At 69.8% G+C, this 20,154-nt stretch carries 14 protein-coding genes; 3 read left to right on the forward strand and 11 right to left on the reverse strand.

From position 1 onward, the window contains the following. Window positions 1–16: 16 nt before the first annotated feature. From ABD355_RS34080 to ABD355_RS34090, 3 genes are read right to left on the reverse strand one after another with little or no spacing between them, the layout of a single operon-like run. Window positions 17–952, reverse strand: a complete 936-nt coding sequence (locus ABD355_RS34080; protein ID WP_344404778.1) for a carbohydrate ABC transporter permease — start codon at window positions 950–952, stop codon at window positions 17–19. Then, entirely contained in the window at window positions 949–1,983 is a 1,035-nt protein-coding gene (locus ABD355_RS34085) for an ABC transporter permease (protein ID WP_344404779.1), read from the reverse strand. The genes ABD355_RS34080 and ABD355_RS34085 overlap by 4 nt, the downstream gene beginning before the upstream one ends. A gap of 27 nt (window positions 1,984–2,010) precedes the next feature. Beyond that, on the reverse strand, window positions 2,011–3,705 hold the full coding sequence (locus ABD355_RS34090; RefSeq protein WP_344404780.1) for an extracellular solute-binding protein: 1,695 nt from the start codon (window positions 3,703–3,705) through the stop codon (window positions 2,011–2,013). 326 nt (window positions 3,706–4,031) lie between these two features. Here ABD355_RS34090 and ABD355_RS34095 point away from each other — a divergent pair, with 326 nt between their 5' ends. Further along, window positions 4,032–6,872 (forward strand): glycoside hydrolase family 3 C-terminal domain-containing protein, encoded by a 2,841-nt coding sequence (locus ABD355_RS34095; RefSeq protein WP_344404781.1) that lies wholly within the window; start codon window positions 4,032–4,034, stop codon window positions 6,870–6,872. A gap of 104 nt (window positions 6,873–6,976) precedes the next feature. Here ABD355_RS34095 and ABD355_RS34100 read toward each other — a convergent pair whose 3' ends face one another. From ABD355_RS34100 to ABD355_RS34110, 3 genes are all read right to left on the reverse strand, one after another. Beyond that, window positions 6,977–8,422, reverse strand: a complete 1,446-nt coding sequence (locus ABD355_RS34100) for an aldehyde dehydrogenase family protein (protein WP_344404783.1) — start codon at window positions 8,420–8,422, stop codon at window positions 6,977–6,979. A gap of 273 nt (window positions 8,423–8,695) precedes the next feature. Beyond that, the gene (locus ABD355_RS34105; protein ID WP_344404784.1) at window positions 8,696–10,297 is read right to left on the reverse strand and encodes a PucR family transcriptional regulator; all 1,602 of its coding nucleotides are present in this window, start codon (window positions 10,295–10,297) and stop codon (window positions 8,696–8,698) included. Window positions 10,298–10,419: 122 nt separating this feature from the next. Continuing rightward, window positions 10,420–12,534 (reverse strand): ATP-binding protein, encoded by a 2,115-nt coding sequence (locus ABD355_RS34110; protein ID WP_344404785.1) that lies wholly within the window; start codon window positions 12,532–12,534, stop codon window positions 10,420–10,422. A gap of 249 nt (window positions 12,535–12,783) precedes the next feature. Here ABD355_RS34110 and gabT point away from each other — a divergent pair, with 249 nt between their 5' ends. After that, a complete protein-coding gene (gabT, locus tag ABD355_RS34115) occupies window positions 12,784–14,118 on the forward strand; it encodes a 4-aminobutyrate--2-oxoglutarate transaminase (RefSeq protein WP_344404786.1) in 1,335 nt (444 codons plus the stop codon). A gap of 221 nt (window positions 14,119–14,339) precedes the next feature. Next, the gene (locus ABD355_RS34120) at window positions 14,340–15,176 is read left to right on the forward strand and encodes a phosphatase PAP2 family protein (RefSeq protein ID WP_344404787.1); all 837 of its coding nucleotides are present in this window, start codon (window positions 14,340–14,342) and stop codon (window positions 15,174–15,176) included. Between the two features lie 68 nt (window positions 15,177–15,244). Here the strand turns inward: ABD355_RS34120 and ABD355_RS34125 are convergent, their stop codons facing one another. From ABD355_RS34125 to ABD355_RS34145, 5 genes are all read right to left on the reverse strand, one after another. Continuing rightward, window positions 15,245–15,697 (reverse strand): bifunctional DNA primase/polymerase, encoded by a 453-nt coding sequence (locus ABD355_RS34125; protein WP_344404788.1) that lies wholly within the window; start codon window positions 15,695–15,697, stop codon window positions 15,245–15,247. Between the two features lie 131 nt (window positions 15,698–15,828). Further along, a complete protein-coding gene (locus tag ABD355_RS34130) occupies window positions 15,829–17,247 on the reverse strand; it encodes an NAD(P)/FAD-dependent oxidoreductase (protein WP_344404789.1) in 1,419 nt (472 codons plus the stop codon). A gap of 29 nt (window positions 17,248–17,276) precedes the next feature. Then, on the reverse strand, window positions 17,277–18,077 hold the full coding sequence (locus tag ABD355_RS34135) for an ABC transporter permease (RefSeq protein ID WP_344404790.1): 801 nt from the start codon (window positions 18,075–18,077) through the stop codon (window positions 17,277–17,279). Further along, on the reverse strand, window positions 18,078–19,001 hold the full coding sequence (locus tag ABD355_RS34140; protein WP_344404791.1) for an ABC transporter permease: 924 nt from the start codon (window positions 18,999–19,001) through the stop codon (window positions 18,078–18,080). Further along, complete coding sequence (locus ABD355_RS34145) at window positions 19,001–20,152, reverse strand: ABC transporter ATP-binding protein (RefSeq protein ID WP_344404792.1); 1,152 nt, start codon at window positions 20,150–20,152, stop codon at window positions 19,001–19,003. The genes ABD355_RS34140 and ABD355_RS34145 overlap by 1 nt, the downstream gene beginning before the upstream one ends. Window positions 20,153–20,154: the final 2 nt, after the last annotated feature.

The raw sequence follows: 20,154 nt of genomic DNA on the forward strand, positions 1-20,154 counted from the left end.
AGTCGAAAGGTGTGGCTCAGCCCTTGATGGCGCCGGTGAGCATGCCCTTCCTGAAATGCTTCTGGACGAAGGGCGACAGCACGGCCACGGGTAGCAGGGCCATCACCATGACCGCCATCTGGACGGCGAGCCCGGACAGCTGACCGGTCCTGATGGCCTGGCTCAGGCCGACCGGCGCCTCCTGCTTCTGCACGAGCTGGATCATGACGTTCTGCAGCGGCATCATGTCCTGGTCGTTCAGATAGAGCGACGCGTTGAACCAGGCACTCCAGTAGCCGACGGCGTAGAAGAGCGTGATCACCGCGAGGACGGCCCGCGACAGCGGCATGACGATCCGCCAGAGGATCCGCAGGTCCCCGGCGCCGTCGATGCGCGCGCTGTCGATGAGCTCCGGCGAGATCTCCATGAAGAAGCCGCGCAGCACCAGGATGTTGAAGACGCTGATGGCGCTCGGCAGGATCAGTGCGAGATAGCTGTCGGTCAGACCGAGGGACTGCACCAGCAGATAGGTGGGGATGAGGCCGGCGCTGAAGAACATGGTCGCCAGCAGCAGCATCAGGATCCAGCGGTGACCGAGGGACCCGCTCCGGGACAGGCCGTAGGCACACAGGACGGACACCGCCATCGAGAACAGCGTGCCGACCAGGGTGACGAGGATGCTGATGATCGCGGCGCGGGTGACCTGGCCGCCGCTGAGCAGTTCCTTGTAGGCGACGAAGGTGATGCCCTTGGGCACCATCACCAGGCCGCCCGCCTCGTTGATGGTCCTGCGCGAGGACAGGCTCGTGACGACGACGATCCACAGCGGGAAGAGGATCGCCAGGCAGGCGAACGTCAGGGCGATGCCCTTGCCCGCGAGACCGGCCTGGGAGGGCTTCTCCTCCCACGCGGGGCGCTCAGGCGCGGTCCACCGGCGCGGCCGGCTCGCCGGTTTGTCGATGACGGCGGTCACTTCTTGTACACCCCCTTCTCGCCCATGAGGTGGGCCACCTTGTTCGCGGCGAGGACCAGGCCGATGCTGACCACGCCCTTGACGAGACCGGCGGCGGCCGCGTAGCCGAAGTTCTGGTTGCGCACGCCGTTCCACCACACGAAGGTGTCGAGGACCTCCCCCGCGCCCGGTCCGACGCCGTCACGTTGCAGCAGGATCTGTTCGAACCCGACGGTCAGGGCATCACCGACGCGCAGCACGAGGAGGAGGGCGATCACCGGGCGCAGGGCGGGAAGCGTGACGTGCCACATGCGGCGCCAGCGTCCGGCGCCGTCCATCGCGGCGGCCTCGTACAGGTCCGGGCTGACCGACGCCAGGGCGGCGAGGAAGACGATGATCCCCCACCCGGCGTCCTTCCACACGCTCTGCGCGGTGAGCAGGAAGGGGAAGGTGCTCGGGTTGGTCATGATGTCGAGGCCGTCGTACCCGTGCTGCCGCAGCAGCTGGGAGAGCATGCCCGCGCCGCCGAACATCTGCTGGAAGACGGCGATGACCAGCACCCAGGAGAAGAAGTGCGGCAGATAGAGAACGGCCTGCGCGAACGCCCGCACCCGGGGCCGGACCACGCTGTTGATGAGCAGCGCGAGCAGGATCGGGATCGGGAAGAACAGCAGGAGCTGGACGATGAACAGCACGAGCGTGTTCTCGACGGCGTTCCAGAAGGCGGAGTCCTCGAAGATCTGCTGGAAGTTCTCCAGGCCCACGAAGGGGCTGTGCAGCATGGAGACGATGCCGTTGTCGCTGACGTAGGGGTCGTAGTCCTGGAAGGCGACGACGTTGCCGAGGATCGGCAGGTAGTTGAAGACCAGAAGGAGCACGACGGCCGGCAGCGTCATGAGGATCAGCAGGCGATCGCGTCTGAACCTGAGCCGAAGGCTCAGTCTGCCCGAGCCCCGTTTCTCCCGGGGGCCGGTGGCCTCCTCGGACACCACGGGGGTCTTCACCGGTGTACTGGCCTCGGCCTTGCTCCGAGGCACCGTGCTGTGGGACACAGCCGTTCTCCTTGCCTCAGAGTCTCGTCAGCTCGCCGCCGTACCGTTCTCGTCGAGGAGCTTCTTGTACCAGTCGCGCAGCTTGTCCCCGCCCTTGCTCTTCCAGTCGGAGATGGCCTGCTGCATGTCGCTGATCTTCTTGTGGCCGCGGATGATGTCGTCCTCGAGCTGCTCGAAGTCGTTGACGAGGTTGGTGTAGCGGGAGGGCTCGGTGATCTGCAGGCCCCAGAAGGACGACTTCTTGGTGAAGGCGCCCATCCGCTGCTCCCACTCGACCATCGCCCTGGTGTAGGCCGGAAGGTCGGGATGGGCGGTGGTGGCGGCGGGGCTCGCCACCATGACATAGGCGTTGACGACCTCGTTGTTGCCCCTGTCGTTCTTGACGGGGACGCCGTCCTTGAGCGTGTAGTGCGTGCCCTCGACGCCGTAGTTGGTCATCATCCACTCCTTGGTGCCGTACGGCGCCGCGGTGACGTTGGCGACCGCCAGTACGTCGCGGATGACGGACTCGGAGGCCTTCTTGTTGACGAAGGCGAAGATGCCGGCCGGGTTCTGGGCATACAGCGTCGGGGAACCCCCGTCGTGATCCCAGATGTCCATGCCCCAGACCTTGACGCCCGGGTTCTGGGTCGACAGGGAGGCCTGCTGGCCGTACCAGTTGACGATGTTGTTGTTCCAGATCAGGAACTCACCGGCGGCGAACTTGGGGGACGGGTCGCCGATCTGGCTCTTGCCCAGCTTGAAGTTGGGATGGACGACTCCGGCGGCGAACAGCTTGCGCGTCCACTCGATGGCTTCCAGGTACTGCGGGGTCTCGATGCGGTTGATCAGCTTGCCGTCGACCATGTTCCACCAGAGCGGCTTCTCCCCGCCGCTGAGCACAGCGAAGTTGCTGAACGCGGTCCACTTCATGTCGCCGCAGGCCCACCGCTTGGCCCTGGCGTTGGTGATCTCCTTGCACAGGGCCATGAACTCGTCGGCGGACCGCGGGATCTCGTAGCCCTCCTTGTCGAAGATGTCCTTCCGGTAGAGGGGCACGATGTTCGGGACGGACGAGGAGGGCATCGGCAGGCCCATCAGCCTGCCGCCGAAGATGGAGCGCTGCCAGGCGTCGCTGGGGATCGCCGCGAGGTTGGGGTACTCCTTGACCTTGTCCCCGGACAGATACGGCCCCAGGTCCGCGAACTTGCCGATGATGGCGCTGGGTATCTTGCCCAGCATGTTCCAGCCGGGGACGACGACCACGTCCGGGACGTCGCTGGAGGCGAGGACCGCGCCGAGCTTCTGGTCGTAGGTGTTGCCGTCCTGGTTGCGCCACTGGACGTCGACACCGATCAGGTTGTTCATCGACGTGTAGTACGGGTTGTCCTGCTTCGGCGGCGAGCCCCAGAACGGCGACATGATGGTGACCTTGCCGCCCTTGCCGAGCTTCTTCGGGACGGAGGTCTTGAGGGTGGCGATGTCGAGCTTGGCGGTGAAGCCCATCGACGAGCCGTTCTTGGACGGGATGTCCGGCGTCACCACATTGCTGGCCACATAGGCCGGCAGGAGCTTCTTGGCGTTCTTGCCCGACGTGGTCCCGTCGCGCGACCCGCCGTCCGAACCACCGCAGGCGGACAGCAGTGGCATCCCTCCCGCCACCGCTGCGGTGGCGACCGCTGTTGAGGCGAGGAAGCTTCTCCGGCTCGGTCCGGAGGAGGCGGAGGCGGCGTTCGGCGTCATTGCGTCAACCCTTCGTGGCGCACCTGGACACCCGGCGGAGGCCGTCGGCTGCGGTGTCGTAAGTGGAACTGGCTGAGCTGAAGCGTTTCTTCGACGAGTGAACGGAATGCGCAGTCGAAGCGCTTCGATGTTGCTGTGAGGTTAAGTGAACACACAGGGGCGCACAAGGGTCGCTTCCAAGATTCCTGCGAGGCTCAAGAGCACCCTCCTTTCGTATGCACCGCTTGAAGTCAGGGTGTTGATCTCTTGACACTCGACCCCGAGTCGAATGAGCATCGAAGCGCTTCGAAAGCATTCCCGTCGATCCAGCGCAGGGGGATCCCCACGTGACCGCACACACGCCGCACACGCCGCCTTTTCGCGATCCGCACCTGCCCTTCGCGAAGCGCATCGACGACCTTCTGTCGCGGCTCACCCTCGACGAGAAGATCGGATTCCTGCACCAGTTCGTCCCCGCCGTCGAGCGGCTGGACATCCCCGCGTTCCGCACCGGCCAGGAGGCGCTGCACGGCGTGGCCTGGATGGGCCCGGCCACGGTCTTCCCGCAGGCGGTCGGTCTCGGCGCGACCTGGAACACAGACCTGGTACGACGGGTCGGCGAGGCCGTCTCCAAGGAGACCCGCGCGATGCGCGCCCGTGACGACCGCGTGGGGCTCAACGTCTGGTCCCCGACCGTCAACCTCCTGCGCCACCCGCTGTGGGGCCGCAACGAGGAGGGCTACTCGGAGGATCCGCGGCTCACCTCGGCCATCGCCACCGCCTACACGCACGGCCTGCGCGGCGAGCACCCGACGTACTGGCGCACGGCGCCGGTCCTCAAGCACTGGCTGGCGCACAACAACGAAACGGGCCGCGACGTCACGTCCTCCTCCGTCCGCCCCCGCGTCCTGCACGAGTACGACCTGCGCGCCTTCCGCGACACGGTCGAGGCGGGCGCGGTGGCCGGCGTCATGCCCGCGTACAACCTGGTCAACGGCCGCCCGAACCATGTCTCGCCCTATCTGCGCGAGCACCTGCGGACCTGGACCGACGAGGATCTCCTCGTCTGCTCGGACGCGGGCGCGCCGTCCAACCTGGTCGACTCCGAGCACTACTTCGACACGCACGAGGAGGCGACGGCCGCGGCGCTGCTGGCCGGTGTCGACAGCTTCACCGACCACGGCACCGACGGCTCGAAGATCACCGCGCGGGTGCGCGGGGCCCTGGAGCAGGGTTTGCTCACCGAGTCGGACGTCGACACGGCCGTACGCCGCCAGCTCTCGGTGCGTTTCCGCCTCGGCGAGTTCGACCCGCGTGACGACCCGCACGCCGGCACCGGGGAGTTCGACACCCCGGCCCATCGTGCGCTCGCGCAGGAGGCCGCCGAGCAGGCGGTGGTGCTGCTGAAGAACGACGGCGGTCTGCTGCCGCTCGCCGAGGACGCCCGGATCGCGGTGGTCGGCCTGCTCGCGGACGAGTGCAAGCTCGACTGGTACAGCGGCACACTCATCCACCGGTCCACACCGCTGGAGGGCCTGTACGAGCGGTTCGGCGCGGAACGTGTGGAGTTCGCGGAGGGTGTGGACCGCGTCCGCTTCAGGACCGCTGCCGGTACGTTTCTCCAGGTTCCGGCGGCCGACGACGCCGAGGACCGGGTGCGCGGCGCCGAGGGCGCTCTCGACCCGGCCACGCTCACGGGCCGCACCGATTTGCCCCCGCTGACCACCGATGCGACCGGTACCGAGTTCGCGCTCATGGAGTGGGGCGAGGGCGTGCTGACGCTGCGCGCGCCCGACGGCCGCTATCTCTCGGTCGCCGAGGACGGCTGCCTGCGCGCCTCCGCCGACCAGCCCGGAGGCTGGATCGTCCAGGAGACATTCCGCCTGGAACCCCATGAGAACGGGCACCTCCTGAAGCACCTCGGTACGGGTCGCCACGTCTGTGTCGCCGCCGACGGCGTCAAGGTTGCCGAAGCGAACCCGGAAATCTTCGAGGTGATCATCACCGAACGCGGTGAGGACGCGGTGCGCAGGGCCGCCGCCGAGGCCGACGTGGTCGTGGTGGTCGCGGGCAACGATCCGCACATCAACGGCCGCGAGACCGAGGACCGTACGACCCTGCGCCTCCCGCAGCACCAGGAGCGCCTGCTGCACGCCGCGCGCGCCGCCAACCCGCACACGGTGCTGGCGCTGGTGTCGGCGTACCCCTACGCGTTCGACTCGGCCCGCCTCCCGGCCGCCCTGTGGACGGCGCACGGCGGCCAGGCGGCCGGCACCGCCCTGGCCAGGGTTCTCGCCGGCGACGTCTCCCCCGCCGGCCGCCTCCCGCAGACCTGGTACGCCGACGACGCCGACCTGCCCGACCTCCTCGACTACGACGTGATCGGCAGCCGCCAGACCTACCTGTACTTCGAGGGCACACCCCTGTTCCCGTTCGGCCACGGCCTGTCGTACGCGTCGTTCGCGTACGCGGACCTGAAGGCGAAGGCGCAGAGCGCCTCGGTGTCCGTCTCCTTCACGGTCACGAACACCGGAGCCATGGCGGCGGACGAGGTCGCCCAGCTCTATCTCCGCGCCGTGGATCCGGCTCTCCCGCGTCCGCGGCGCGAGCTGGCGGCACTCGACCGGGTGCGCCTGGAGCCGGGTGAGCGCAGGGAGCTCTCCTTCGAAGTCCCCTTGTCCGCCTTCGGCTTCTGGGATGTGCACCAGGGCCACTGGCGCCGTGAACCGGGCCCTTACGAACTGCTGGCCGGTGCCTCCAGCGAGGATGTGCGGCTGCGTACGACGGTGATCCTCGACGGCGAGGCGTCCGCACCGCGCCCCGTCCTGAGCCGGGGTCTGGAGGCGGCCGACTTCGACGAGCAGAGCAGCATCGAGATCGTCGACCGCACGAAGGCCGCGGGCGACGCGGTGACCCCGGTGGAGGGCAGGGCGGGTGAACTGGTCTACCGGGACTGCGACTTCGGGAAGGGCGTCAGCGAGGTGTCCGTGACGGTGGCGGGCGGGGGTGCGGTCGATGTGTCACTGGACGGGGGTCCGGTGCTCGCGTCCCTGACGCCCGAGACGCCGACGCCGGGGCCGTACGACTACACGACGGTCACCGCCGGGATCCTCGCCGAGGGTGTCCGCGACGTCCATCTCAGGCTGCGCGGCCCGCTGCGGCTCGCGCATGTCGTCTTCTCCGGTTGAGGGTCCGGAGAAGACGACCCAGGGGCCCGGCACCGGAAGGCATCGGTGCCGGGCCCCTTCGGGGAGTCTATATGAAAATGGTTCCCATTTACTAGAGGGGCAGCCTAGAGTGCGAGCCCGGTGAGGACCAGCACCCGCTCGTACGTGTAGTCGTCCATCGCGAACTTCACGCCCTCGCGGCCCACGCCGGACTGCTTGGCGCCGCCGTACGGCATCTGGTCGGCCCGGTAGGAGGGGACGTCGCCGATGACCACGCCACCCACCTCCAGCGCACGATGCGCCCGGAAGGCCACCTGCAGATCGTGTGTGAACACGCCCGCCTGGAGGCCGTACTTGGAGGAGTTGACGGCGGCGAACGCCTCCGCCTCGCCGTCCACCTTCTGCACGGTCAGGACGGGCCCGAAGACCTCCTCGCAGGAGATCGTCGTGTCGGCCGGTACGTCGGTGAGGACGGTCGGCGCGTAGGAGGCGCCGTCGCGGTCGCCGCCGGTGAGCAGGGTGGCACCGGCCTCGACGGCCTCCTTCACCCACGACTCGACGCGCCTCGCCGCGTCCTCGCTGACCAGGGGACCGACGTCGGTCTTGTCGTCGGCCGGATCGCCGGTGACCTGGGCCTCGACGGCGGCGACGATACGCGGCAGCAGACGGTCGTACACCGACGCGTCCGCGATGACGCGCTGCACGGAGATGCAGGACTGGCCGCCCTGGTAGTTGGAGAAGGTGGCGATGCGGGTGGCGGCCCAGTCGAGGTCCGCGTCGGAGGCGTAGTCGCCGAGCACGACGGCCGCGCCGTTGCCGCCCAGCTCCAGGGTGCAGTGCTTGCGCGGCACCGAGTCCATGATCGCGTAGCCGACCTTCTCGGAACCGGTGAAGGAGATGACCGGCAGGCGCTCGTCCTGGACCAGGGCGGGCATCTTGTCGTTGGCCACCGGGAGGATGCTCCAGGAGCCGGCCGGGAGGTCCGTCTCGGCGAGCAGGTCACCGATGATCAGGCCGGAGAGCGGGGTGGCGGGCGCCGGCTTCAGGATGATCGGCGCGCCGGCCGCGATCGCCGGGGCGACCTTGTGGGCGCACAGGTTGAGCGGGAAGTTGAAGGGCGCGATGCCGAGGACGACGCCCTTCGGGAAGCGGCGGGTGAGGGCGAGACGGCCCTGGCCGCCGGCGTCGGTGTCGAGGCGCTGGGCCTCGCCGCCGTTGAAGCGGCGGGCCTCTTCGGCGGCGAACCGGAAGACGGAGACCGCGCGGCCGACCTCGCCGCGGGCCCACTTGATCGGCTTGCCGTTCTCGGCGGAGATCAGCCGGGCGATCTCCTCGGTGCGCTCGACGAGCCGGCGGCTGACGTGGTCGAGGGCGGCGGCGCGGACGTGGGCCGGGGTGGCGGCGAAGTCCTCGCGGACGGCGTGGGCGGCGGCGACGGCCTCCTCGACCTGGGCGTCGGTCGGCACGCTCACCTTGCCGACCAGGCGGCCGTCCCACGGGGAGGTGACGTCGAAGGTGTCCTCGCCCGTGGCCTGGCGGCCGGCGAGCCAGAAGGCGGTGGTGGAAGTCATGTGGTCCCGGCCCTTCCGCGTTAGGGGGTGTGCAGGGTGGTCGGGTCCACGGTAGGGCGGTGGTGGTGGGGGAGTGTTTGGCCGGGGTGCCTGGGTGGGGGGTGGGGGGTGCGCCGGATTGGCGTGGTGGCGCTCCTCAAACGCCGGAGGGGCTGGTTTTCAGCCCGTCCGGCGTTTGAGGACGAGGCCGTTCAGGCCGAACGGGGGTCTGGGGGCGGAGCCCCCAGGGTCGGGACGGGAAGGGGCGACGGGGGCGGAGAAGCTGCCCGGCGGCTAGTCCGCAGACGTTGCCTTCAACGCCAGCCACAGCTCCATCCGTACATCCGGATCGTCCAGCGACCGCCCCAGAATCTCCTCCACCCGCCGCATCCGGTACCGCAACGTATGCCGGTGCACCCCCAGATCCGCAGCCGCCGCGTCCCACTGCCCATGCCGCGACAACCACGCCCGAAGCGAGGCCACCAGATCCCCCCGCCCGGTCGCGTCATGCTCGTACAACGCCCGCAGCAACCCGTCCGCAAACGCCTTCACCGCGTCATCCGCCAGCAACGGCAGCACCGACCCCGCCGCCAACTGCTCGTGCCCCACGAACACCCGCCCCCGCCGCCGGGCCACCGACAACGCCTGCTCGGCCTGCTTGTAGGCCGCCGCGGCCGCGATCGGCCCCACCGGCGCCGACACCCCGACCACCAGCTCGTCCTCCTCACCGCCGGCGGTGTCCCGCCCCGCCTCCGCCCCGCCCCGCGCGGCCTCGACCACCGCCGCGTACTCCCCGCACGCCGTGACCGCCGCACCCCCGTCCGCGGCCAGCACGACCAACCGCTCCCCCTCGGGCACGACCAGCACGGCCTCCCCCGCCCGCGCGGCCGCCGACTCCACGATCTCGGCGAGCCCGGCCAGCGGATCGCCGCCCGCGTCGGCGGCGGCCCGCGCGGCCGACTCGGCGATGATCAACCGGAAGGGGGCGTCCAGCAGCCCCCCGTACAGATGGCCCGCGACGGCCCGGGCATGGTCCGGCTCCCCCGCCAGCAGCATCCGCAGCACGGCCGCGCCGATGCGCTGTTCCGCGGCGTGCAGCGACCTCGACCGTTCCGTCGTCAGCGTCAGCAGCGCGATCGCCGAGTGGACCGCGTACCGCTCCGCTGTGCCCAGCGCAGCCGCCGTCCCCACCGCGAGCGCGGCCCGCGGTCGCCGTCCCGCCCCCAGGGAGTGCAGTTCGACGCGGTCCTCGTTGTCCGGGGGGCCGACCACCGAGGACGCCGGCGCGGGCCGCTCCCGCAGCCGCTCCACGTCCGCCGTGATCCGCGCGGCCCGCCGCGTCGCCCACTCCGGCGCGGTCGCGACGACGGCGCCCGAGGCGTCGTACAGCGCGGCCCATCCGTCGACCTGCGAGGCGAGCGCGGACAGCACTCCCTCGGGTCCGCCGGTCAGCGCCTGCTTGGTCAGTTCGCGCTGGGCGGCGAAGCCCGCCGTCACCGCCCGGTACTGGTCCGCGGCGATCGCCGCGGACACGGCCTTGCTGATGGCGAGGAAGGGCGTCCGCCGTGGCACTTCCAGAAGCGGGAGGCCCTCGCCCTCGGCCGCGTCGACCAGCGCCTTCGGGATCTCCTCGTAGTTGACCCCGACGGCGAAGCCGAGTCCGACGACTCCCGCCCCCACCAGCCGCTTCACATACCGCCGCATCGCCCCCGGATCCTCCGCGTCCAGCTTCAGCGCGGTGATCAGCAGCAGCTCCCCGCCCTCCATGTACGGCACGGGATCGGCGAGCTCGCTGGCGTGCGCCCAGCGGACCGGCACGTCGAGGCGGTCCTCACCCGCGCGCACGGTGAGTTTGAGCGCGGAGTGGTGGACGAGCGAGGCGAGTGTCGGGGGCATGAGGCCTTCAGGTCAGGTTTGCGGGGATCGGGCGAACCTTTTGATCTTTTGGCCGCCAGGTATGAACGGCCTGTGCCGATTCTGCCTCACCGTACGGTCACCGGGTCCGGTGAAGTCCAGACCTAACCCCTCAGATCCACCAGCAGCGGCGGCGCGTGCTCTCCCTTGACGGTCGTCAGCGACAGCACCGCATGTCCGGGCGGCACCCCGTGCGCCAGCTCGGACGCCGACCAACGCTCCCGTTCGACCTGCCGGACGGTCACGGCCCGCGCGGTGGGCGCCTTGCCGGTGATGACACGCCGGAGCATGTGGACGGCCTTGCCGGCCGGGGTCTCGGCGATGATCTGCCGGTCGGTGACGTCCCGTGCCTCGGTCCACTCCTTGCCCCAGACCTCGGCGAAGTCCTGTCCGTCCCACGGGGTGAGCCCGGACAGCGCCATACGGCATCCGGTGGAGCCGAGCAGCGGCCCGCGCAGCGGCCTCGGCACATCGTCCAGGGTCCGCAGGGTCAGTACGACGCCTGCGTTCCCGGACCGCAGCCGCTGGATCCCGCGCACCGATTCCGGGGTCACCACCCCCGTCGCGTCGTCCAGCACCAGGCAGGCGAACAGCGACCGGTCCTCGCGTACCGCCACGCTCGCGGTGAACTGCGCGAGCACCAGCCGCGCCAGCATCCGCGAGGCGTCCGCGTGTCCGCGCTCTGGCAGGTCGATGCGGACCCGCACCGGGTGGTCGAGGGCCTTGAGGGAGAAGGGCTTGGACTGCCCCGACGTGTCGAAGAACCCCGCGAAGGCGGGCCGGTCCAGCAGCGCCACCCGGTCCGCCAGCACCGCGGCCACATCCCCCGGGTGCCCCAACTGCCGCTCCCGGGCGTCCAGTTCCCGCAGCAGCGACTCCTGCCCGGAACCCTGCAGCGCGGTACGCAGCTCCTCCAGCGGCCCGGGCGATCCGTCCAGCAGCTGCCGCAGCTCCGGCACGGAGGGGAAGCGGCCGTGGACCGCCCGGAAGGGGCCGAGCAGCTGGGCGAGCACGGTCGTGGACCGGCGGCTGTCACTGCCCGGGTGCGGATCGGCGAGGTCCCCGACCAGCGCCTCGGCCAGCACGGCCGCGGCCTCGTCCGGGTCGCTCGTCCCGCCGTACAGGTCCAGGTCGTACACCGACTCCGGATTCCCGATCCTGACGACGACGTCGTAGGCGTCGACCGGTCCGAGCCCCGCGCCCGCCGCGCCGACCACGACGACCGCGGCCCGTCCGGCGAGGGCGTGCAGACAGAGCGACTCGGCGAGCGGCCGCACCACGGTGCCGGTCTTGCCGGAGCCTGCCGGGCCGACGGCGAGCAGGGAGGTGCCGAGCAGCTCGGGGCCGAGACCGAGACCGGCACCGCGGTAGGCGTAGGGGTTGCGGGGATCGTCGGCGGTCGTGCCGAGCCGTACCTGACCGGTCAGCAGGTCGTGCCGGGCGAGCCGGGCCGGCAGGTCGCGTTCCCCGGAGGGGTGCAGACAGGCGGCGGCGCCGTCCTTGAGCACCGCCCCGGTGAACGCGGCGAGGCTGTGCCGGCCGGTGCGCACGCCCTGCCAGGCGCGCACGATCCGGGCGTGGTCGACGTCCCGCATCAGCCCGGCCCGCGCCTCGGCGGCCAGCCGCTCGGCGGCGTCGGCGGCTCCGGCGGCGCGGAGCTGGGGCCACTCGGCGGGGTCCTGTTCGGGGGCGGGCGGGCGTTCGGCGCGGGGCGCCGCCTGGCGCCAGGCCGGCGGGCCGTAGCGGCGCCAGATCTCGCCCCAGCGGCCGAGCCTGCCGACGCCGATCATGATGACCAGGGCGATCAGCACGTAGTAGGCGTAGACGACCACGACCGAGGCGATGCTGTGCGGCTGGGCCCAGGAGTCGGGGATCATCGCGTACAGCGGGAGCAGCCACCAGCCGCCGAGGTAGCCGTTCCACAGCAGCGACCAGATCAGCCAGCCGACGAGGAACGCGATCACCGCGCCGCTGACCAGCTGGCGGGCGGGGATGAGTTCGGGCTGCTCCTGGGGCCGCGGCCGATGCCCGAACCGCCAGACGCCGGGCGGTGTCTCCGGGCGCGGCGCCCGGAGCCACGTCAGGAACGCCGAGCCGTCCGGCCGCGGCGGCACGCCGGGTGCAGCCATGGGCCTCGGCGGTACCTCCGGCGGACCTGCCGGACGCGGCACAGGATTCGCATGCGTACCCCGTGTGTCCTGCGTCCCGTCGCTGTCCATCGCCCTCGCTCCCTGACCAGCCGTTCCGTCCACCGTCAGCGGTCAATCTAACGCCCCGGCACGGGGAGTTCACCGCTTACGCGGCCGGGCCCCGCACCGGGCGCCATGTCCACCGCGGACAAACCCGAACCCCCGACAGCGCCCACATGGAGCATGCCCACCCCCCTCTCCCGGTCCTAATCTGCGAGAAAAGAAGGCAAGAGCCCGTAAGAGCCTGTGTCCAAGGCCGCACACCCCCAGGAGCCCCTCATGAGTGCACTTCCGCAGGAGCGCCGGATCGTCACCGCCATCCCCGGCCCGAAGTCGCAGGAACTGCAGGCCCGCCGTACCGCCGCGGTCGCGCAGGGCGTGGGCTCCGTGCTGCCCGTGTTCACCGCGCGCGCGGGCGGCGGGATCATCGAGGACGTCGACGGCAACCGGCTCATCGACTTCGGCTCCGGCATCGCGGTGACGTCCGTCGGCGCGTCCGCCGAGGCCGTCGTACGCCGGGCGTCCGCGCAGCTCGCGGACTTCACCCACACCTGTTTCATGGTCACCCCGTACGAGGGCTACGTGGCGGTCGCCGAGGCCCTCGCCGAGCTCACTCCGGGTGACCACGCCAAGAAGTCCGCGCTGTTCAACAGCGGCGCCGAGGCCGTCGAGAACGCCGTCAAGATCGCCCGCGCGTACACCAAGCGCCAGGCCGTCGTCGTCTTCGACCACGGCTACCACGGCCGTACCAACCTGACGATGGCGCTGACGGCGAAGAACATGCCGTACAAGCACGGCTTCGGACCGTTCGCGCCCGAGGTCTACCGCGTGCCGGTCGCCTACGGCTACCGCTGGCCGACCGGCCCGGAGAACGCCGGTCCCGAGGCCGCCGCGCAGGCCATCGACCAGATCAGCAAGCAGGTCGGCCCGGACAACGTCGCCGCGATCATCATCGAGCCGGTGCTCGGCGAGGGCGGCTTCATCGAGCCCGCCAAGGGCTTCCTGCCCGCGATCCGGAAGTTCGCCGCCGACAACGGCATCGTCTTCGTCGCCGACGAGATCCAGTCCGGCTTCTGCCGCACCGGTCAGTGGTTCGCGTGCGAGGACGAGGGCATCGTCCCGGATCTGATCACCACCGCCAAGGGCATCGCGGGCGGACTGCCGCTGGCCGCGGTCACCGGTCGCGCCGAGATCATGGACGCCGCGCACGCGGGCGGCCTGGGCGGCACCTACGGCGGCAACCCGGTCGCCTGCGCCGGTGCGCTCGGCTCGATCGAGACGATGAAGGAGCTCGACCTCAACGCCAAGGCGAAGAACATCGAGGCGGTCATGAAGGCCCGCCTCGGCGCCATGGCCGAGAAGTTCGACGTCATCGGTGACGTCCGCGGCCGCGGCGCGATGATCGCCATCGAGCTGGTCAAGGACCGTACGACCAAGGAGCCGAACCCCGAGGCGACCGCCGCGCTGGCCAAGGCCTGCCACGCCGAGGGCCTGCTGGTCCTGACCTGTGGCACCTACGGCAACGTCCTCCGCTTCCTGCCTCCGCTGGTCATCGGCGAGGACCTCCTGAATGAGGGTCTCGACATCATCGAGCAGGCCTTCGCGCGGATCTGAGCCAAGCGGAATCCCCAGCTCACACACAGGATGCGCGCCCCATGCGCATCACTGGCCCCACCCCTGGCACCCCTCGGGATTCCGGGTCCGGGGCGGTGGGCGTCAGGCCATGTGAAGAACGTGTGCGAGGTGGATGGCGGGACGCGATTCCGTCTGTCTTCCGCCCATCCGCTGCCGTAGGTTCTACCCAGATGAGAGATACACCCCGCTCACAGGGGACTGTGGGCGATTTCAGGCCGTGGCCTCCCCAGCTACGACCTGGTCGTGCCCTCGCGCACACACACGGAGCTTCCGGCTCCGGATCTCCTCACCGATCGGACAGTCGCCCGCCCCAAACCCCCCGGGGTGGGCGTCGATCCGATCTGATCGGCCGCCTCGGAACTACCCCCCCTGTTCCGGGGCGGCCGACCTCCTTTCTTCTCCTTCTCGGGCTTCCCGCCCTCCTCTTCGCGCTGATCACCTGGCAGGTCGTGTCGAGCGGCCCGCTGCTGGGCGTGGATCGGCGGGTCAGCGGCGCCCTCGCGCACCCCGACCGCTTCTCGGAACTCCTCGCCGACCTGGGCAACATCGGGGTGGCGGTGCCTGTGCTCGCCGTCGTCCTGGCGTACGTGGCCTGGCGGGCCCGTGCGGCGGGGACGTACCGCTGGTGGCTGCCGCCGCTCGCGGCCGCGCTGCTGATGGCGCTGGTCCCGGCCCTGGTCGTGCCGCTCAAGGAACTGATCGACCGCCCGGGCACCCCCCTCGTACCTCCGGCGACCGGCTACTACCCGTCCGGCCACACCGCGACGGCCGCCGTCGCCTACGGCTCGGCGACCCTGCTCCTGCTCCCCTGGCTCAGCGCGGCGTACGCCCGCCGTGCACTGCTCGCCGCCTGCGCCGTCGTCAATCTCGCCGTCGGGTTCGGGCTGGTGCGGCGCGGCTATCACTGGCCCCTGGACGTCGTGGCCAGCTGGTGTCTGTGCACGGTGCTGATCTCGTCTCTGTGGATGTTCCTGGTCCGCGCCGGCCGCGCGGGGGCCGACGCGAGTGCGGTGAGTGCGAGCAGTCCGTCTTCGTAAGCCGTCTGCGCAAGCCGTAAGCCGTCTGTGCAAGCCGTCTGTATAGACCTCTGGCCATCAGTGGTCCGTCAGCCGTCCTCCTCCCGTGCCAGACCCGCCGCCGCCTCGTGCATCGCCAGTTCGAGAAGCGCCGGGTCCGTGAGCGTGCCCGAGCCGTCCGGCGGGACCAGCCAGCGGACGCCGCCGGTCGAGCGTCCCGGGTACGGCACCACGATCCAGGTGCCGGCCCCCGCCGTACGGATGCCGGTGCCCAGCCAGCGGGCCGCGGTGCCCGGCGGCACGAAGAAGCCCATGCGGGCGTCCCCGAAGTCGACAAGCACCGGGCCCGGCCGGTCCAGGAAACGGGTGAGGACGTCGAGCGTGGCATAGCCGAGCCCGGCCGGAAGGATGAGCACGTCCCAGGCCTTGCCCGCGGGCAGCAGCGCGATCCCCAGGGGATTGCGCTCCCACTCCCAGCGGCAGGCCTCGGGATCCGGAGCAACGGACGCCAGCCACTCGACCGCCGTGTTCGCCCCAGCCATGAGGAGACCTCCTGTCTCTCCTGGACGCTGGTCGCGTCACGGGAGAGAGGGAGGTCTCCCGGCGGGCATTACGCGGGTTTCCCCGACCCACTGAAGTGATCTGGATCACAAAGTGCCGTGCATCGGGTACCTCAGCTGTCGAAACCGAGCCCGAGTCGGTCCATCGTCCGCAGCCAGAGATTGCGGCGGCCGCCGTGCGCGTCCGCGCGGGCGAGGGACCATTTCGTGAGCGCGATGCCGGTCCAGGCGAAGGGCTCGGGCGGGAACGGCAGCGGCTTCTTGCGGACCATCTCCAGCGAGGTCCGCTCCGTGGTCCGTCCCGCCAGCAGGTCGAGCATCACCTCGGCACCGAAGCGGGTGGCGCCCACACCGAGGCCCGTGTAGCCCGCCGCGTAGGCGACGTTGCCCTGGTGCGCGGTGCCGAAGAACGCCGAGAAGCGCGAGCAGGTGTCGATCGCGCCGCCCCACGCATGCGTGAAGCGGACGCCCTCCAGCTGCGGGAAGCAGGTGAAGAAGTGCCCGGCGAGCTTGGCGTAGGTCTCCGGACGGTCGTCGTACTCGCGGCGCACCCGGCCGCCGTAGTGGTGGATCGCGTCGTAACCGCCCCACAGGATGCGGTTGTCGGCGGACAGCCGGAAGTAGTGGAACTGATTGGCGCTGTCCCCGAGGCCCTGGCGGTTCTTCCAGCCGATCGACGCCAGCTGCTCCTCACTGAGCGGCTCGGTCATCAGTGCGTAGTCGTAGACCGGGACGGTGTAGGCCCGTACGCGCTTGATCAGGTTCGGGAAGATGTTGGTGCCGAGCGCGACCTTGCGGGCGCGGACGGAGCCGTAGGGGGTGCGTACGGCCATGCCGGCGCCGTACGGCTTCAGGGTGAGGGCGGGGGTGTGCTCGTAGATGCGGACGCCGAGGGCGAGGCAGGCGCGCTTGAGACCCCAGGCGAGCTTCGCCGGGTGAAGCATGGCGACGCCACGACGGTCCCAGAGGCCGGCCTGGAACGTCGGTGAGTCGACCTGTTCCCGTACCGCTTCCGCGTCCAGGAACTCGACGCCCTCGGCGAGGCCCTCGCGCTCCATCTCCTCGTACCAGTCGCGCAGTTCCCACGCCTGGTAGGTCTCGGTGGCGACATCGATCTCGCCGGTGCGCTCGAAGTCGCAGTCGAGGGAGTGGCGGGCGACCGCCTTCTCGATCTCGTCGAGGTTGCGGGCGCCCAGTTCCTGCAGCTTGTGGATCTCGTCGGGCCAGCGGGCCAGGCCGTTGGGCAGGCCGTGGGTGAGGGAGGCGGCGCAGAAGCCGCCGTTGCGACCCGAGGCGGCCCAGCCCGCCTCGCGGCCTTCCAGCAGGACGACATCCCGTGCGGGGTCGCGCTCCTTGGCGATGAGCGCGGTCCACAGTCCGCTGTAGCCGCCGCCGACGACCAGCAGATCGCAGGTCTCGGCGCCGGTGAGCGCGGGCTCGGGGTGGGGCTTGCCGGGGTCTTCCAGCCAGTACGGGACCGGCTGTGCGTCGGAAAGAGACTTCGTCCAACGGTTCATGGCGCTTGGGGCCATGATTTCAACTCCCTACAGGGCTTCTGCGACTACGCCTTTTGCTTGTTGCGGCGATTCCCGATGAGCATCGAAGAAAGGACCAACAATACGGCGACGAGGAACATCGTCGTACCGATGACATTGATCTGAACGGGCGTTCCGCGCTGTGCCGAGCCCCAGACGAACATGGGGAACGTGACGGTCGAGCCCGCATTGAAATTGGTGATGATGAAATCGTCGAAGGAGAGCGCGAAGGACAGCAGCGCACCGGCGGCGATTCCCGGGGCCGCGATGGGCAGGGTGACACGCAGGAAGGTCTGCGCCGGACCGGCGTAGAGGTCCTGTGCGGCCTGCTCCAGGCGCGGGTCCATGGACATCACGCGTGCCTTGACGGCGACGACGACGAAGCTGAGGCAGAACATGATGTGGGCGATCAGGATCGTCCAGAAGCCCAGCTGGGCACCCAGGTTGAGGAACAGGGTGAGCAGCGAGGCCGCCATGACGACCTCGGGCATCGCCATCGGCAGGAAGATCAGCGAGTTCACGGTGCCCCGCGCGCGGAACCGGTAGCGGACCAGTGCGAAGGCGATCATCGTGCCGAGGACGGTGGCGCCGATCGTCGCCCAGAGGGCGATCTGAAGGCTGATCGACAGCGAGCCGCACATGTCGGCGACACCGCAGGGATCCTTCCACGCGTCCGTGGAGAACTGCTGCCACTGGTAGTTGAAGCGCCCCTTCGGTTTGTTGAAGGAGAATACTGTGACAATGACGTTCGGGAGCAGGAGATATCCGAGTGTCAGCAGTCCCGCGATGACGACGAGATGGCGCTTGAGCCAGTTGAGGACGGACATTTAAACCAGATCCTCCGTCCCGGACTTGCGAATGTAGAGGGTGACCATGAGGAGAATCGCGGCCATGAGGATGAAGGAGAGGGCCGCCGCCGTCGGATAGTCCAGGATCCGCAGGAACTGGGTCTGGATGACGTTTCCGATCATGCGGGTGTCGGTCGAGCCGAGGAGTTCGGCGTTGACGTAGTCGCCGGCCGCCGGGATGAAGGTCAGCAGCGTGCCGGAGACCACGCCGGGCATCGACAGCGGGAAGGTGACCTTGCGGAAGGTGGTCCAGGGTTTGGCGTACAGGTCGCCGGCCGCCTCGTGCAGCCGCCCGTCGATGCGCTCCAGCGAGGTGTAGAGCGGCAGGATCATGAACGGCAGGAAGTTGTACGTCAGTCCGCAGACCACCGCGAGCGGGGTGGCCAGGACGCGGTCGCCGGAGGTCCAGCCGAGCCAGTTGGTGACGTCCAGGACGTGCAGCGCGTGGAGGGTGCTCACCACCGGGCCGCTGTCCGCGAGGATCGTCTTCCAGGCGAGGGTGCGGATCAGGAAGCTGGTGAAGAACGGCGCGATCACCAGCACCATGATCAGGTTGCGCCAGCGTCCCGCGCGGAAGGCGATCAGATACGCCAGCGGGTAGCCCAGCAGCAGACACAGCACCGTGGCCGCGGCCGCGTACAGGACCGAGCGCAGGAACTGCGGCCAGTACTCGGACAGCGCGTCCCAGTAGGTGGCGAAGTGCCAGGTGACCTTGTAGCCCTCCTCCAGGGAGCCCGTCTGCACGGACGTGGAGGCCTGGTAGATCATCGGTAGCGCGAAGAAGACGATCAGCCAGAGGATGCCGGGGAGCAGCAGCCAGTACGGCACCAGGCGGCCCCGTTTGCGCGGGGGCTTGGTCTCGGGGGCGGGCGCCAGGGGTGGCGCCTCGGTGACGGCGGCCATCAGGCGGCGTCCTCCTCGACCTCGGCGACACCGGCGTCGATGTCCTGAGTCGCGTCGAGGCCGAAGGTGTGGGCCGGGTTCCAGTGCAGGACGACCTCGGCGCCGGGCACCAGCCGGGCGTCGCGGTCGATGTTCTGCGCGTACACCTCGAACTCGGGGCAGACGGGGCTGTCGACGACGTACTGCGTGGAGACGCCGATGAACGAGGAGTCGGCGATCCTGCCGGTGATCCGGTTGCGGCCCTCGGCGATCTCGCCCGCGTCGTCGGCGTGCGTGAGGGAGATCTTCTCCGGGCGGACGCCGACCAGGACCTTGCCGCCGGTCGTCGTCGGCGCGGAACATCGCGCCTCGGGCAGCACCAGCTTGCCGCCGCCCGCCTTGAGGACGATGTCGTCGCCGTTCTTGGTGTCGACCTCGGCCTCGATCAGGTTCGAGGTGCCCAGGAAGTTGGCCACGAAGGTGGTGTTCGGGTTCTCGTAGAGGTCGGTGGGCGAGCCGAGCTGTTCGACGCGGCCCGCGTTCATCACGGCGACGGTGTCGGCCATGGTCATGGCCTCCTCCTGGTCGTGCGTGACATGGATGAAGGTGATGCCGACCTCCGTCTGGATGCGCTTGAGCTCCAGCTGCATCTGACGGCGCAGCTTGAGGTCGAGGGCGCCGAGGGGCTCGTCGAGGAGGAGCACCTTGGGATGGTTGATCAGTGCGCGGGCCACGGCCACGCGCTGCTGCTGGCCGCCGGAGAGCTGGTGCGGCTTCTTGCGGGCCTGCTCGCCCAGCTGGACCAGCTCCAGCATGTCCTCGACCTGCTTCTTCACCGACTTGATGCCGCGGCGGCGCAGACCGAAGGCGACGTTCTCGAAGATGTCGAGGTGCGGGAAGAGGGCGTAGGACTGGAAGACCGTGTTCACCGGCCGCTTGTACGGCGGCAGATGTGTGACCTCCTGGTCGCCGAGGTGGACGGTGCCGCCGGAGGGCTCCTCCAGGCCGGCGATCATGCGCAGGGTGGTGGTCTTGCCGCAGCCGGAGGCGCCGAGCAGGGCGAAGAAGGAGCCCTGCGGCACGGTCAGGTCGAGCGGGTGTACGGCGGTGAAGGAGCCGTAGGTCTTGCTGATGCCCGAGAGGCGGACGTCGCCGCTGTTGTCTGTCGTCATCT

Origin of the sequence: Streptomyces longisporus (assembly GCF_039532765.1) — a bacterium.
GTDB classification, from domain to species: domain Bacteria; phylum Actinomycetota; class Actinomycetes; order Streptomycetales; family Streptomycetaceae; genus Streptomyces; species Streptomyces longisporus.

Excerpts from the sequence above, each read along its gene's own strand:
- ABD355_RS34090 (WP_344404780.1), bottom strand. The coding sequence starts at position 3,705 with ATGACGCCGAACGCCGCCTCCGCCTCCTCCGGACCGAGCCGGAGAAGC.
- ABD355_RS34100 (WP_344404783.1), bottom strand. The coding sequence starts at position 8,422 with ATGACTTCCACCACCGCCTTCTGGCTCGCCGGCCGCCAGGCCACGGGC.
- ABD355_RS34105 (WP_344404784.1), bottom strand. The coding sequence starts at position 10,297 with ATGCCCCCGACACTCGCCTCGCTCGTCCACCACTCCGCGCTCAAACTC.
- ABD355_RS34110 (WP_344404785.1), bottom strand. The coding sequence starts at position 12,534 with ATGGACAGCGACGGGACGCAGGACACACGGGGTACGCATGCGAATCCT.
- gabT (WP_344404786.1), top strand. The coding sequence starts at position 12,784 with ATGAGTGCACTTCCGCAGGAGCGCCGGATCGTCACCGCCATCCCCGGC.
- ABD355_RS34125 (WP_344404788.1), bottom strand. The coding sequence starts at position 15,697 with ATGGCTGGGGCGAACACGGCGGTCGAGTGGCTGGCGTCCGTTGCTCCG.
- ABD355_RS34130 (WP_344404789.1), bottom strand. The coding sequence starts at position 17,247 with ATGGCCCCAAGCGCCATGAACCGTTGGACGAAGTCTCTTTCCGACGCA.
- ABD355_RS34135 (WP_344404790.1), bottom strand. The coding sequence starts at position 18,077 with ATGTCCGTCCTCAACTGGCTCAAGCGCCATCTCGTCGTCATCGCGGGA.
- ABD355_RS34140 (WP_344404791.1), bottom strand. The coding sequence starts at position 19,001 with ATGGCCGCCGTCACCGAGGCGCCACCCCTGGCGCCCGCCCCCGAGACC.
- ABD355_RS34145 (WP_344404792.1), bottom strand. The coding sequence starts at position 20,152 with ATGACGACAGACAACAGCGGCGACGTCCGCCTCTCGGGCATCAGCAAG.